The organism is Streptomyces sp. NPDC001443, assembly GCF_053597355.1.
Genome location: NZ_JBSFIA010000006.1, coordinates 166,704 through 180,565 on the forward strand (window position 1 = coordinate 166,704; position 13,862 = coordinate 180,565).

General features: G+C 74.6%; 13 protein-coding genes. 4 read left to right on the forward strand and 9 right to left on the reverse strand.

Annotated features, from left to right (window positions below; translation table 11 throughout):
- Positions 1-11: 11 nt before the first annotated feature.
- From ACWC24_RS09875 to ACWC24_RS09885, 3 genes are all read right to left on the reverse strand, one after another.
- On the reverse strand, positions 12-3,014 hold the full coding sequence (locus ACWC24_RS09875) for an AAA family ATPase (RefSeq protein ID WP_450662314.1): 3,003 nt from the start codon (positions 3,012-3,014) through the stop codon (positions 12-14).
- Positions 3,011-4,174, reverse strand: a complete 1,164-nt coding sequence (locus tag ACWC24_RS09880) for an exonuclease SbcCD subunit D (protein WP_450662315.1) — start codon at positions 4,172-4,174, stop codon at positions 3,011-3,013. Before ACWC24_RS09880 ends, ACWC24_RS09875 begins: the two co-directional genes overlap by 4 nt.
- Before the next feature lie 302 nt (positions 4,175-4,476).
- A complete protein-coding gene (locus ACWC24_RS09885) occupies positions 4,477-5,103 on the reverse strand; it encodes a YigZ family protein (protein ID WP_450662316.1) in 627 nt (208 codons plus the stop codon).
- Between the two features lie 173 nt (positions 5,104-5,276).
- Here ACWC24_RS09885 and ACWC24_RS09890 point away from each other — a divergent pair, with 173 nt between their 5' ends.
- Complete coding sequence (locus ACWC24_RS09890) at positions 5,277-7,283, forward strand: amino acid transporter (protein ID WP_450662317.1); 2,007 nt, start codon at positions 5,277-5,279, stop codon at positions 7,281-7,283.
- A 21-nt stretch (positions 7,284-7,304) separates the two neighbouring features.
- On the opposite strand, the gene ACWC24_RS09895 is transcribed toward ACWC24_RS09890, so the two are convergent.
- Both ACWC24_RS09895 and ACWC24_RS09900 read right to left on the reverse strand, forming a co-directional pair.
- Positions 7,305-7,850: a SixA phosphatase family protein gene (locus ACWC24_RS09895; RefSeq protein ID WP_450662318.1), complete on the reverse strand. Its 546-nt coding sequence runs from the start codon at positions 7,848-7,850 to the stop codon at positions 7,305-7,307.
- Positions 7,847-8,575 carry a hypothetical protein gene (locus ACWC24_RS09900; RefSeq protein ID WP_450662319.1) on the reverse strand — a complete coding sequence of 243 codons (729 nt, stop codon included), beginning with the start codon at positions 8,573-8,575 and terminating at the stop codon, positions 7,847-7,849. The genes ACWC24_RS09895 and ACWC24_RS09900 overlap by 4 nt, the downstream gene beginning before the upstream one ends.
- Positions 8,576-8,747: 172 nt before the next feature.
- Between ACWC24_RS09900 and ACWC24_RS09905 the strand changes: the two genes are divergently transcribed.
- Positions 8,748-9,155, forward strand: coding sequence for a CoA-binding protein (locus ACWC24_RS09905; protein ID WP_450662320.1), 408 nt, complete (start codon positions 8,748-8,750; stop codon positions 9,153-9,155).
- Between the two features lie 40 nt (positions 9,156-9,195).
- Here the strand turns inward: ACWC24_RS09905 and ACWC24_RS09910 are convergent, their stop codons facing one another.
- Positions 9,196-9,561 (reverse strand): ArsR/SmtB family transcription factor, encoded by a 366-nt coding sequence (locus ACWC24_RS09910; RefSeq protein ID WP_450662321.1) that lies wholly within the window; start codon positions 9,559-9,561, stop codon positions 9,196-9,198.
- A gap of 76 nt (positions 9,562-9,637) precedes the next feature.
- Between ACWC24_RS09910 and ACWC24_RS09915 the strand changes: the two genes are divergently transcribed.
- Positions 9,638-10,810 (forward strand): cation diffusion facilitator family transporter, encoded by a 1,173-nt coding sequence (locus tag ACWC24_RS09915; RefSeq protein ID WP_450662322.1) that lies wholly within the window; start codon positions 9,638-9,640, stop codon positions 10,808-10,810.
- 2 nt (positions 10,811-10,812) lie between these two features.
- On the opposite strand, the gene ACWC24_RS09920 is transcribed toward ACWC24_RS09915, so the two are convergent.
- Positions 10,813-11,370 carry a YbaK/EbsC family protein gene (locus tag ACWC24_RS09920; protein ID WP_450662323.1) on the reverse strand — a complete coding sequence of 186 codons (558 nt, stop codon included), beginning with the start codon at positions 11,368-11,370 and terminating at the stop codon, positions 10,813-10,815.
- A 43-nt stretch (positions 11,371-11,413) separates the two neighbouring features.
- A complete protein-coding gene (locus ACWC24_RS09925) occupies positions 11,414-11,986 on the reverse strand; it encodes a helix-turn-helix domain-containing protein (protein WP_450662324.1) in 573 nt (190 codons plus the stop codon).
- A gap of 145 nt (positions 11,987-12,131) precedes the next feature.
- On the opposite strand from ACWC24_RS09925, the gene ACWC24_RS09930 reads away from it, so the two are divergent.
- Positions 12,132-12,989, forward strand: a complete 858-nt coding sequence (locus ACWC24_RS09930; protein ID WP_450662325.1) for a DMT family transporter — start codon at positions 12,132-12,134, stop codon at positions 12,987-12,989.
- A gap of 50 nt (positions 12,990-13,039) precedes the next feature.
- Here ACWC24_RS09930 and ACWC24_RS09935 read toward each other — a convergent pair whose 3' ends face one another.
- Positions 13,040-13,831 carry an acyltransferase gene (locus ACWC24_RS09935; RefSeq protein WP_450662326.1) on the reverse strand — a complete coding sequence of 264 codons (792 nt, stop codon included), beginning with the start codon at positions 13,829-13,831 and terminating at the stop codon, positions 13,040-13,042.
- Positions 13,832-13,862: the final 31 nt, after the last annotated feature.

Sequence of the window (13,862 nt, forward strand, 5' to 3'; positions counted from 1 at the left end):
GAGCCCCGGGTTCAGCCCGCGCCCCCCACGTCCCGCTGCCGCACCGCCGAGCCCGAGCGGCCCTTCACGACCTCCAGTTGCGCGTGGACGCGCCGCCGCAGATCACCGACATGGCTGACGATGCCGACGCTGCGGTCCCGCTCCCGCAGCGAGTCGAGGACGTCGAGGACCTCGTCGAGGGTCTGGTCGTCGAGGCTGCCGAAGCCCTCGTCGATGAAGAGGGTGTCCAGCCGGACCCCGCCCGCCTCGTCGGTGACGACGTCGGCGAGGCCGAGCGCCAGGGAGAGCGAGGCGAAGAACGTCTCGCCGCCCGACAGGGTCGCCGTGTCCCGCTCCCGCCCGGTCCAGGCGTCGACGACGTGCAGCCCGAGCCCGCTGCGGCCGCGGCCGGTCCGGTCGTCGGAGTGGACGAGGGTGTAGCGGCCGGACGACATGCGCTCCAGCCGGGCGCTCGCGGCGGCGGCGACCTGTTCCAGGCGGGCCGCCAGCACGTACGACTCCAGGCGCATCCGGCGCTCGTTGTCGGCCGAGGTGCCCGCGGCGAGGCCGGCCAGGCGGGCGACCCGGTCGTACTCCTCGCGCAGCGGGGCCAGGCGCCGTGCCCCGGTGGCCGCGCGGGTGGAGAGCCGGTCGAGTTCGGCGCAGCGCCGGGCGGCCGCGTCGCGTCCGGAGGCGGCCTCCCGCAGCCGGCGGTCGGCCAGGGCGGCGGCCCGCTCGGCGGCGTCGCCGTCGGCGGGCGACTGCTGGGCGGCGGCCGCGGTGTCGGCCTCGGCGAGCACGGCGCGTACCGCGGACTCCTCGGACTGCCAGGCGTCCAGACGTCGTTGCAGCTCGCGGTGGGCGGCGTCGTCGAGCAGGGCGGCGGCCGCGGCCTGCGGGGTGTCGAACCCGGCGCGGAAGGCGGCGTCGGCCAGGCGCGCGTCGGCGTCCTTGAGCCGGCGCGCGGTGTCCTCTGCGGTGCGGGCGGCGTCGGCCGCGTCGGTGAGCAGGGCGACCTGCCGCTCGAGCTGGGCGCTGCGCGCGGCGACGCTGCCCGCCTCGCCGCTGGCCTGTGCCAACTCCGCCTCCAGCGTGGCCTTTTCACGCTCCAGCCGGTCGCGGTGGCCGACCCGGGCGGCGGCCCGGACGGCCGCCTCCTGGCGCAGCGCGGTACGCCGGTCGCGTTCCTGCTCGGCCTGCCTCAACTCCTCGTTCGCCGGGTGCAGTCCGGAGGCGTCGCGACGGGCCTCGGCGTACTGCCGCTCCAACTCGTCGGCCTGTTGGACCAGTTGTTCGGTCGGGGTGTCACCGGCCTCGGCGGTGGCGGCGGCCCGCGCCTCGCGTACGGCGGCCAGCCGCCGTTCCTCGACCGCGTGGCGTTCCTGGGCGTCGCGGTAGGCGGCCAGGGCGCGTTCCTCCGCCTCTCGCCCGACGTGTCCGGCGACCTTGCGGGCGGGCGCGGGGTGCGCGGTGGCCCCGCAGACGGCGCAGGGCTCGCCGTCCCGCAGGCCCGCGGCCAGTTCGGCGGCGATGCCGTTCAGTCGCTGTTCCTTCAGGTCCAGCCAGTCGGCGCGGGCCTGCGTCGCGTGCTTCTCCGCGTCGAAGGCTCCCAGGCGCGCCGCTTCGACGTCCACGGTGAGCCGGTCGCGGGTCCGGGCGGCGTCCAGGCGTGCCCGCGCGGGCTCGCGTCGTACGGCGAGCTGCTCGGCGAGGCCGGCGGCCGCCTGGGCCGAGGCGATCCGGGCCTGGAGAGCGGTCCGGACCGTCTCCCAGGCGCCGAGCCAGCTCTCCGCCTCGGCGAGGACGTCGTCGTCGACGCGTTCCTGGCGGTCCAGGCCGGTGCGCTCTGCGGTGAGTTCGTTCAGGCGGTGCTCCGCGCGGCGGGCCGACTCCAGCCGGCCGAGCTCCTCGGCGGCCCGGCGCGCGGCGGCCGCGAGTCCGGCCGCGCCCGCTTCCGCGAAGGTGTCCGGCAGCAGGGCGCGTGCGTGCGTCTCGGCGGCGGCTGCCCTGCGGTGCTCGGTGTCGGCGGCCTCGCGCAGCTCCAGCGCCGGTGCGACCGCCTCGGCCTTGCGTCCGCGCTCCACGCGGGACCGCTCCGCCCGGTGTGTGTCGGCCCGTTCCGCCAGGAGTGCGGCCCGCTGCCGCGCCTGGGCGAACCGCTGCTGCAACCGGACCACTTCACGCACGTCGGACAGTGCGCGCTCGGCGCTGTGCTGCGCGCTCTCGGCGGCGGTGAGGCGGCAGTGGGCGACGGCCAGTTCCTCGCGGGCGGTGCTGCGGGCGACGGCGGCGGCGATCAGTACGGCGTCGGCCAACCCCGGCTGTCCGGGTGTCAGTTCGGGCAGGTCCAGGGCGCCGCCCGCCGCCTGCTGCATCCGGTGGGCGTCCGCGAGCAACGCGGCGTCGCCCTCGCGCACCTGGGCCTCGGTGGCCTTCCTGCGGTCGGCCAGCCGCTTCTCGACCTCGGCGAAGCGGCGCGTGTCGAAGAGGCGGCCGAGCAGTTTGCCGCGGGCCTCGGCGTCGGCGCGCAGGAACCGCGCGAAGTCGCCCTGCGGCAGCAGGACGACCTGGCAGAACTGCTCGCGGCTCATGCCGAGCAGCTGGGTGATCTCCTCGCCGATCTCCTGGTGCGAGCGGCTGAGGTCCTTCCAGGCGCCGGCGGCGGCGTCGTACTCGCGCAGCCAGGTCTGGGCCTTGTCGACCGTGGTGCCCGAGCCGCGCAGCTTGGGCCGCTCCCAGGGCGGCTGCCGGGTGATCTCCAACCGGCGTCCGGCCACGGTCAGTTCGAGGCGCACCTCGGTACGGACGGCCGCCGCGGCGTGGTCGCTGCGCAGCGTCAGGCCCTGGGCGCCCTGGCGGGCACCGGGGACGGCGCCGTAGAGCGCGTAGCAGACCGCGTCGAGGACGGAGGTCTTGCCCGCGCCGGTCGGGCCGTGCAGCAGGAAGAGACCGGCGGCGGACAGCGCGTCGAAGTCGACCGTCTGCGCCCCGCCGAACGGCCCGAAGGCGGTGATGTCCAGGCGGTGGAGCCTCACCGTGCCACCTCCCGCACGGCGGCGTCGGCGCGCACCGCGTCGAACGCGTCCCGCAGGACGTCCCGTTCCCGTTCGTCGGGCCCGGCGCCGCGCACATGCGCCACGAAGTCCTCCGCGATCTGCTGGTCGCTGCGGTCGGCGAGCCGGGCGGCGTACGACAGGCCCGGGTCGTCCGGGGCGCGCTCGGGGTCGAAGACGAGGCTGAGGGTGTGCGGGAAACGCTCGGTGAGCCGGGCCATGGGGTCGGCCGGGCGGACCGGGTCGGTGAGCGTCGCCTCGACCCACGCCTGCTCGTGCCGGGCGAGCGCGGGATCGGCGAGGAGCCGCTCCAGCGGGCCGCGGATGCGGGCCAGCGCGCGGGGCACCGGGCAGTCGACGCGTTCGGCGGTGACCGCGCCGTCGGCGTCGAGGTCGACGAGCCACATGCTCTTGCGGTGCTCCGCCTCCGAGAAGGAGTACGCCAGCGGGGAACCGGAGTAGCGCACGCGCTCGGTGATCGTCTGGCAGCCGTGCAGATGCCCCAGGGCCACGTAGTCCACGCCGTCGAAGACCCCTGCGGGTACGGCGGCCACTCCGCCGACGGTGATGTCCCGCTCGCTGTCGCTGGCCTCTCCCCCGGTGACGAAGGCATGGGCCAGCACGACGGAACGGGTGCCCGCCGCCCGGCCGGCGAGGTCGGCGCGGACCCGCTCCATGGCGGCGGCGAGCACGGCCTCGTGCCCCGGCTTCGGCACCGCGAACTCGTCCTTGACCAGGGCGGGTTCGAGATACGGCAGGCCGTAGAAGGCCACGTCGCCGTGCGCGTCGGCCAGCACCACCGGTGCGCCGCAGGCCGCGGGCTCGGTGCGCAGATGGATGCCGGCGCGGTCGATCAGCCCGGCGCCGACCCCCAGCCGGCGGGCGGAGTCGTGGTTGCCGGAGATCAACACGGTCGGCACGCCGAGTTCGGCGAGCCGGTGCAGGGCGTCGTCGAACAGCTCGACCGCGCCGAGCGGTGGCACCGCCCGGTCGTAGACGTCTCCCGACACGACCACGGCGTCCACGGCGTGCTCGCGCACGGTCGTGACGAGGTGACCGATGAAGTCGGCCTGGGCGCCGAGCATGCCCACCCGGTGGAACGACCGGCCCAGATGCCAGTCGGACGTGTGCAGCAACCTCAAGAAACCGCTCCGCCCCGCACGTCTCCCCCACCTGCTCCTTCCGGACCGGCTGCCCGTGGGCGCGCGGCGGAAGGCACCGGCGCGCACTCGGGCCGAACCGGCATGAACCCTCCGGTCGGCGTCCACCACGCTAACGCCTTTCGGCAACCGATCCCCCACGGATCCCGGCCCGTCACACCCGCACAACAGTCAATTTTCTGATATGTCCATATTGGCGTGACGGATGACCGCCGCCGGGGTGAGCAACGAGATACGTCCCGGCACCGCTGGAGCGTCGGGCGACGGCCCTCAGCCCTCAGCCCTCAGGCGTCCCCGTACGCCTCGCCGCCCAGCTCGAACCCGGCGGTGCCGGCCGTCACGTCCGCGAGCCACCCCCGGAAGGCCGGCACGTCCGCGTCCGGCAGCCCGATCTCGATGGTGACCGCCTCCCCGTACCGCACGTCCCGCACCTCCCGCCCGGTCGAGCGCAGGTCGTTCTGGACCTTGCCCGCCCGCTGGTGGTCGACGGTCACCGTGGCCACCCGGAAGCGCCGCCGGGTCAGGGTGCCGAGCGCGTCCAGGGCCTCGCCGACGGCGCCTCCGTACGCCCGGATGAGGCCGCCCGCGCCGAGCTTGACGCCGCCGTAGTAGCGGGTGACGACGGCGACGACGTACCGCATGTCGCGGCGCAGCAGCATCTGGAGCATGGGGACCCCGGCCGTGCCACCCGGCTCGCCGTCGTCGCTGGCCTTCTGGACGGAGGCGTCGGCTCCGATGACGTAGGCCCAGCAGTTGTGCGTGGCGTCGGCGTGCTCCTTGCGGACGGCGGCGACGAAGTCCTGCGCCTCCTGCTCGGTGGCCGCCGGAGCGAGCGCGCACAGGAAGCGGGAACGGTTGACCTCGGTCTCGTGCACACCCGGGTGGGCGACGGTGCGGTACTGGTCCTGCATCCGGCCAGCCTAGACGGAGCCCGTGCGGCCGCTCGTACAGCCTTCCGGACAGCCGCCCGCGCAGCCCTCGGTACGGCCGCCCGTACAGCCCTCCGTACGGCCGCTCGTGCGGTCGCCCGCGTCGCGGGTGCGGGCGACGATGTGGGGAGGTCCGCAAGACGGGAGACACCGGCATGACCGGCACGCACGTGGGGAGCACCGGCGGTGCCGGGGCCACCCCGTCGAGCCCCACCGCGTCGGGCCGCTCCGCGCGCACGGCCCGCTGGCGGGCCTGGCTGCTTCAGGGCCTGAGCGAGCAGACCGCGCGGCACCCCGGCCCGCACGCGAAGGCGCGGGCCGGACAGGAGGGCCACCGGTGGTGGCGGGTGATGTGCCTGACCGGTGTCGACTACTTCTCCACGCTCGGCTACCAGCCGGGCATCGCCGCGCTCGCCGCCGGTCTGCTGTCCCCGCTCGCGACCATGGTGCTGATCGGGCTGACCCTGTTCGGCGCGCTGCCGGTCTACCGCCGGGTGGCGCGCGAGAGTCCGCACGGCGAGGGGTCGATCGCCATGCTGGAACGGCTGCTGTCGTGGTGGTCGGGGAAGATCTTCGTGCTGGTGCTGCTGGGCTTCGCGGCGACCGACTTCATCATCACCATCACCCTGTCGGCGGCGGACGCCGCCGCGCACGTGGTGGAGAACCCGTTCGCGCCGCCGTGGCTGCGCGGCGAGAACCTGTGGATCACCCTGGTGCTGGTGGGGCTGCTGGGCGGGGTCTTCCTCAAGGGTTTCCGGGAGGCTATCGGCATCGCGGTGGTGCTGGTGGCGACGTATCTGACCCTGAATCTGGTGGTGCTCGCCGCCTCCGCGTGGGCGGTGTTCACCGGCCCGGTGCGCGTGGACGACTGGACCGACGCGCTGAGCGCGCAGCACTCCTCGCCCCTGATGATGATCGGCGTGGCGCTGCTGGTCTTCCCGAAGCTGGCGCTCGGCATGTCCGGCTTCGAGACCGGCGTGGCCGTGATGCCGCAGGTCAGGGGCGCTCCGACGGACACGTACGAGAACCCGGCGGGCCGGATCCACGGCACCCGCCGACTGCTCACCACGGCCGCGCTGATCATGAGCTGCTTCCTGCTGCTGTCCAGCCTGGCCACGACGATCCTCATCCCGCAGTCGGAGTTCAGGAGCGGCGGCAAGGCCAACGGCCGCGCGCTGGCCTACCTCGCCCACCAGCATCTCGGCACGGTGTTCGGCACGGTGTACGACATCTCCACGATCACGATCCTGTGGTTCGCGGGCGCCTCCGCGCTGGCCGGGCTGCTGAACCTCGTACCGCGCTATCTGCCGCGCTACGGCATGGCCCCCGAGTGGACGCGGGCGGTGCGTCCGCTGGTCCTGGTCTTCATGACGGCGGCGGTGCTCATCACCCTGTGGTTCGACGCGAACGTGGACCGGCAGAGCGGCGCGTACGCGACCGGTGTGCTGGTGCTGATGCTGTCGGCGGCGTTCGCCTCCACGGTCGCGGTGCATCGGCGTGGCCGGCACCGTGCCGCGCTCGGGTTCGGCACGATCACCGCCGTGTTCGCGTACACGCTGGTGGCGAACGTGATCGAGCGGCCGGACGGCATCAAGATCGCGGCGATCTTCATCGTGGCCATCCTGGTGACCTCGTTCGTCTCGCGGGTGCACCGGGCCTTCGAACTGCGCGTCGCCGAGGTCGTCCTCGACGAGCGCGCGCGGCGGATCGTCGACGGGGCGGCCCGGGCCGGCCCGCTGCGGCTGATCGCGAACGAACCGGTGGAGCACACCCGGCGGGAGTACCGGGCCAAGGAGCACGAGCAGCGCGGGCACACCCCCATCCCGAAGGGCGGTCCTGTGCTGTTCCTGGAGGTGTTCGTGCGGGACTCCTCGGACTTCAGCGCCGACGTCACCGTGCGCGGCGACGAGCTGCACGGCGTACGGCGGCTGCGGGCGCAGGGCCCGACGGTGCCCAACACCATCGCCGCGGTGCTGCTGGCCCTGCGCGACCGCACCGGCGAGGTGCCGCACGCCTACTTCAGCTGGACGGAGGGCAACCCCGTCAGCCATCTGATCCGGTTCCTGGTCTTCGGCGACGGCGAGGTCGCGCCGGTCACCCGGGAGGTGCTGCGCCGCGCGGAACGGGCCCCGCAGCGCAGGCCGTACGTCCATGTGGGCTGAGGCCGCGTCACCGGTGAGGCGCTAGCTCAGCCGCCGCCCCCTCGGCACCGTCATCGACGTCAGCAGGGCCGAGCCCGGGGCGAGCGCCCGCCAGGTGCTCCCGTACCAGGCGAGGACCGCGATCGCGGAGGTCGGGAACTTCGCCCGGACCTCCTCCAGCGCTCCGTCGAGGCCGTCGTCGGCCAGGTCGAGGACGAGTTCCTCCAGGCCGGGATTGTGGCCGACCAGCAGCAGCGTCTCGACCTCGGGCGGTGTCTCGCGCACCACGTCCAGCAGTTCCGGCGCACCGGCCCCGTACAGCCGCGCGTCGTAGCGCACCGGCGGCGGGGTGCCCCACTCGGCGGCGGCCAGGTCCCAGGTCTGCCGGGCGCGCAGGGCGGTGGAGCACAGGGCGAGGTCGGGCAGGAAGTCGGCCTCGGCGAGGGCCCGGCCCGCGGCCGGGGCGTCCCGGCGGCCCCGCGGCGCGAGCGGCCGCCGGTGGTCGGGCACGCCCTCCGGCCAGGCGGACTTGGCGTGCCGCAGCACGACCAGGCGGCGCAGCGGGCCCGCCCCGGCGCGCGCGGTCATACGAGGGTTCCCAGGTCGCGGGTGAGCTCCAGGCCCAGCAGCCGGTCGGCGTAGGCGTACGTCTCGAAGCGGGCGCCCTCCGGCAGGTCCGGTCCGGCCTCCTCCACCCAGCGCAGGACGTTCAGGACCTCGGGCACGTCCAGGTCGTCCTCCCAGGCGGTGCGCAGCCGTACCCGCACCTCGTCGGGGACCGGCCGGGAGGGGCGGGTGGCCCAGCCGGCGACCGCGCGGCGCCAGCGCCCGAGGGTGCGCTCGGCGTCCGTCAGGGCGTCCGGTCCGAGGTGCAGGGGCGCGCCGCGCGGGTGGCCGAGCAGCGCCAGGCGCAGCACGGTCGGGTCGGTGCCCTGCGGGACCCCCGCCCCGCCGGGGACGACGGGCGCGACCTCGACCCGGACGCCGTCGGGCACGGCGCCACCCGTGCCCACCACGTGCAGGACCTGGGCCTCGCCCAGTCCGGTCCCGATGTCCCGCGCGTCCTCGAAGGGCCGCACCCCGAGGGCCGCGGCGCCCGCGCGCAGTTCGGCCCCCTCGCGCGGTGCGGTCAGCAGCGCCCACACCGGCGTGCCGCCGAGCTCGAGGGCGCGTACGAGAAGGTCGGTGACGAGCAGCAGGCGCATTGCGGTGAGGTCGAACCCGGGCACGTGCGCCTCGACCCGGGTCAGGCCCCGGCGGACCGGGGCGGCGTCGACGAGTTCGCCAATACGGGCGTCGATGATGCGGAGCACGAGGTGAGCGTAGGCGGGTGGAGGCCGTCGCGCAGACAGGCTGCGCGGAATCAGGACATCGAACCGGTACCGAACCGGTACGGCGGGCGGGGCCCGGCCGCCGGAATCCCACCGCGTACCGTGCTGTTGTCCCCGGGAGAGCCCTTTCCCGTCTGTGTCGAGGAGGCCGCCGGTGTACGGCGACGAGGCAACGATCCGCACGATTCTCACCGAGCTCGGTGACACCTGGGCCGTGGTGGGCCTGTCGTCCAACCGCGACCGCGCCGCGTACGGCGTCGCCGAGGTGCTCCAGCGCTTCGGCAAGCGGGTCGTCCCCGTGCACCCCAAGGCGGAGACCGTGCACGGCGAGCGTGGTTACGCGTCCCTCGCGGACATCCCCTTCGACGTGGACGTGGTCGATGTGTTCGTCAACGGCCGTCTCGCCGGGGCGGTCGCCGACGAGGCGGTCGCCAAGGGGGCGCGGGCGGTCTGGTTCCAGCTCGGCGTGATGGACGAGGAGGCGTACGACCGTACCCGGGCCGCCGGCCTGGAGATGGTGATGGACCGCTGCCCGGCGATCGAGATCCCGAGGCTGGGCTGAGCGCCGCTCCCTCCGGTACGACCGATGCGCCGGCCGCGGGTCAGTCGTGGACGGGCTGGTCGCGGAGCCGGTGGTCGGCCACGTCGAGCGCCTCGTCCAGCAGACGGCGCAGATGGCCGTCGCGGAGCGCGTAGACGACCCGGCGGCCCTCCTTGCGGGTGCTCACCAGTCCGGCGAGGCGCAGCCGTGCCAGATGCTGGCTCACGGCCGGCCGCGCCGCTCCGCACGTCTCCGTGAGCGTGGTGACGTCCGCCTCCCCGGCCGCCAGTGCGTGCAGCAGGGTGAGGCGGGTGCGGTCGCCGAGCAGGGCGAGGATCTCGGCCGCGAGGGCGAAATGCTCCTCTCCGGGGGTACGCGGATGCCCGTGGTGCCGATGCGCGGGAGACGGGTGCATGTGTGCGCTCATGCGCACATAATGGCGTCGAGGGCGAGACGCGTCCACTCCCGCGCACCTGCGCCCGGCGCACCGGAAGGGGATCGCCGTGAGCGACCGGCACGACAAGGGACACGAGCAGGACCACGCGCACGGCCACGGTCGTGGTCATGTGCATCACGACGGGCACGGGCCCGACCCGGCCCGCCATCAGGACCGGGGGGCGAGCCGTCATGAGCACGCGCGCCCCCACGGTCGGGAGCACTCCCACGGCCACGGGCCGGCCCGTCCCGCCGGCCGGCTGCGGCACCGCCTCGCCCATCTCCTCACCCCCCACTCCCACGAGACCGCCGACCGGCTCGACCCCGCCCTGGAGGCCTCGGCCCGGGGGCTGCGCGCGCTGTGGGTGTCGCTGGCCGTGCTCGGGGCGACGGCGGCGGTACAGGCGGTGGTCGTGGTCCTCTCCGGGTCGGTGGCGCTGCTCGGCGACACGGTGCACAACACCGCGGACGCGCTGACCGCCGTACCGCTCGGCATCGCCTTCGTGCTGGGCCGGCGGGCCGCGACCCGCCGCTTCACCTACGGCTACGGCCGCGCCGAGGACCTGGCGGGCCTGGCGATCGTGCTGACGATCGGCGCTTCGGCGGCCTTCGCGGGGTGGACCGCGTTCGAGCGGCTGCTGTCCCCGCGGCCTGTCGAGCACGTCCCGGCGGTCGCCGTGGCCGCCCTGGTCGGCTTCGCGGGCAACGAGTGGGTGGCCCGGCACCGGATCCGGGTCGGCCGCTCGATCGGTTCGGCCGCCCTGGTCGCCGACGGACTGCACGCCCGTACGGACGGGTTCACCTCACTGGCGGTGCTGATCGGCGCCGGCGGTTCGGCGCTCGGCCGGCAGGCGGCCGACCCGGTGGTGGGGCTGGCGATCACGGCGGCGATCGCGCTGATGCTGCGGGACGCCGCGCGGGAGGTGTTCCGGCGGGTCATGGACGCCGTGGACCCGGCGCTGGTGGACCGGGCCGAGCGGGCGCTGTCGGCGGTCCAGGGGGTGCGCGGGGTCGGCGAGCTGCGGCTGCGCTGGATCGGGCACCGGCTGCGCGCCGAGGTGGCCGTGGTGGTGGACGGCGAGGCGACCGTGCGGCAGGCCCACGCGATCGCCGTGGACGCCGAGCACGCCCTGCTGCACGCCGTTCCCCGGCTCACCGCGGCGCTGGTGCACGCCGATCCGGCGCCGGTCGCGGGCCAGGCCGACCCGCATCTGGCGCTGGCCCACCACGCGCGGGTGTGACCTCAGGACGTGCCCAGGCCCTCCAGCACGACCGCGCCCGGCAGTTGTGCGAACGCCTTGCCGGGCACCAGCAGCTTGCCGCGCCTGCGTCCGCTGCCGACCAGGACGTACGGCAGGTCGACGACCGCCGAGTCCACCAGCACCGGCCAGTCGGCGGGCAGCCCGATCGGGGTGATCCCGCCGTACTCCATGCCGGTCTCCCCGGTCGCCGTGTCCATGGGCGCGAACGAGGCCTTGCGGGCGCCGAGTTGCCGGCGGACCACGCCGTTGACGTCGACGCGCGTGGTGGACAGGACCAGGCACGCGGCCAGGGTGGTCCCGCTGCCGCGCCTGCCGGCGACGACGACGCAGTTCGCGGACCGCTCCAGCAGGTCCCGGCCGTAGTGCTCTACAAAGACGGCGGTGTCTGCCCATCGCGGGTCGGTCTCGACGTAGAGGATCTCGCCGGCGGGGACGGTGCCGGTCCAGTGGCGTACGGCGTCGGCGACCGGGCCGGTGAGTTCGTCGAGGCAGTCGGGGGCGGGGGTGGCGTGGTCGAAGTCTCCGATGGGTGCGCGCATGGCCGCACGGTAACAGCCGTCCGGCGGCGGCCCCGGGGGCGTCTCAGCGCACGGGCGGGACGGAGACCGCCATGACCATCTCCATCGGGACGTCGCCCCGGTTGCCGTACGTGTGCGGGGTGTCGGCCTCGAAGGACGCGCTCGCGCCGGTCGGGACGACGTGGTCCACGCCGTCGACGGTGAGGGTCAGCTCCCCCGCCAGGACATGGACGAGCTCGACCGTGCCGACGGGATGCGGGTCGGAGAGGCTGTTCTCCCCGGGCATCAGCCGCCAGTCCCACATCTCCAGCGGGCCGGGGGCCTCGGTTCCCGCGAGCAGCCGGTTGTAGCTGCCCGCGTCGGTGCGCCACAGCCGCACGGCCTGTTCGGCGGGGACGACGCGCACCTTCGGACCCTGTTCGTAGTCGAGCAGGGTGGTGATGCTGATGCCGAGGGCGTCACCGATCTTGACGACCGTGCCGATGCTGGGGTTGGTGCGGGCCTGCTCGATCTGGATGAGCATGCCGCGGCTGACGCCGGCCCGCGCGGCGAGCGCGTCCAGGGTGAAGCCGCGCTCGGTGCGCCAGCGCTTGACGTTGCGCGCCAGGGACTGGGTCAGCAGGTCGAGGTCCGACACATTCCGTCCAATATCTGGTGTGACCGGATATCCATGGATATCCGAAGAGCACCCGGGGTTCAGTATTGTGAATGACAGAGTCCATCGCACTGAACTACTGTGTGATGCACCCGATCGTTCACCGAACTGTACTGCGAGGCACCCCGTGACAGCACTCTTCGCCCTGGCCACCAGCTTGCTGTGGGGCCTGGCCGACTTCGGCGGCGGGGTGCTGACCCGGCGGATCCCGGCGCTGTCCGTCGTCGTGGTCTCCCAGGGGATCGCCGCGGTCGTGCTCGGCGCGATCGTAGCGGCCACCGGGGGCTGGAGCGAGGCCGGGCCGCGGCTGTGGTTCGCGTTCGCCGCCGGTCTGGTCGGCCCGGTCGCGCTGCTCTCCTTCTACAAGGCACTCGCCCTGGGCCCGATGGGGGTCGTCTCCCCGCTGGCCACCCTGAGCGTCGCCGTCCCCGTCGGCGTGGGCCTCTTCCTCGGCGAGCGCCCCGGACTGACGCAGGCCGCGGGGATCGCCGTCGCCGTCACGGGTGTCGTGCTCGCGGGCGGTCCGCAGCTCAGGGGCGCCGGTGTGCAGCGCCGGGCCATCCTGCTGACCCTGGTCGCCGCGCTCGGCTTCGGCACGGTCTTCGCGCTGATCGCCGAGGCGTCGACCACGGTCACCGGCCTGTTCCTGGCCCTGTTCGTGCAGCGCCTGACGAACGTGGCCGTGGGCGGCGCCGCGCTGTACGCCGCCACGCGCCGCGGCGCCCCGGCCCTTCCGGCGGGCGGCTTCCCCTGGGCCTCGCTCCCGGCGCTCGCCTTCGTCGGCCTCGCCGACGTCGCGGCCAACGGCACGTACTCCGTGGCCGCCCAGCACGGGCCGATCACGGTCGCCGCCGTACTCGCCTCGCTCTACCCCGTGGTGACCGCCCTCGCCGCGCGCGGTTTCCTCAGTGAACGGCTGCGCGCCGTACAGGCGGCGGGCGCCGGCCTGGCCCTGGTGGGCACGCTGCTGCTGGCGACCGGATGAGCCGACCACCGGCCCGGCGCCGCGGGCCGCGCCCGGCACCCCCGAGGGCCTCAGGGCTCCAGCCGGGCCAGTTTCGCCACCGTCTCCTCGTCGAGGCCCGCCAGTGCCGCCAACTGGTCGGAGGTGACCCCGTCCGGGACCGGGACCGGTGCGGGGGTGCGCAGCGGCGGCTGCCAGCCCCCGTCCGGCGTCCAGCGGCGTACGACCCGGGCGGGCGCCCCGGCCACCACGGCGTGGTCGGGCACGGTCCCCCGGACGACCGCGCCCGCGGCCACCACGACGTTGCGTCCGATCCGGGCACCCGGCAGGATCACCGCCCCGGTCCCTATCCAGCAGCCCGGCCCGATCTCCACCGGCTCCATCCGCGGCCACTGCTTGCCGATGGGCTCGTGCGGGTCGTCGTAGGAGTGGTTCGTGGAGGTGACGTAGACGTACGGTCCGAAGTAGCAGTCGCTGCCGATGGTGACCGTCGTGTCGGCGATGACATGACTGCCGCGGCCGAGCACGACGCCGTCGCCGATGCGCAGGATCGGGTCCGGGCCCAGATCGAGGTCGGGCATCAGGCCCGCGGTGAGGGTGACCTGTTCGGCGACGATGCAGTGGGAGCCGAGATGGATCCACGGCTCGCCGAACACGGTGCCGAGCGGGAAGGCGAGCCGGGTGGCCGGGCCGATCGAGCCGAAGCGGAAGCGCCCCGGGTGTTCGGCGCTGACGGAGCCCGCGCGCTGCGCCCAGGCCCAGCCCGCGTGGACGGCCCGCTGCGCCGCGCGGCGCCACCAGGATGAGAACGTGTTCTTGCTCTTCGGCACCCGCTCACCGTAGTCGGCGCGTGCCGTGACCATGCCGTCCGCAACCTGTGATCTTCACCCCACC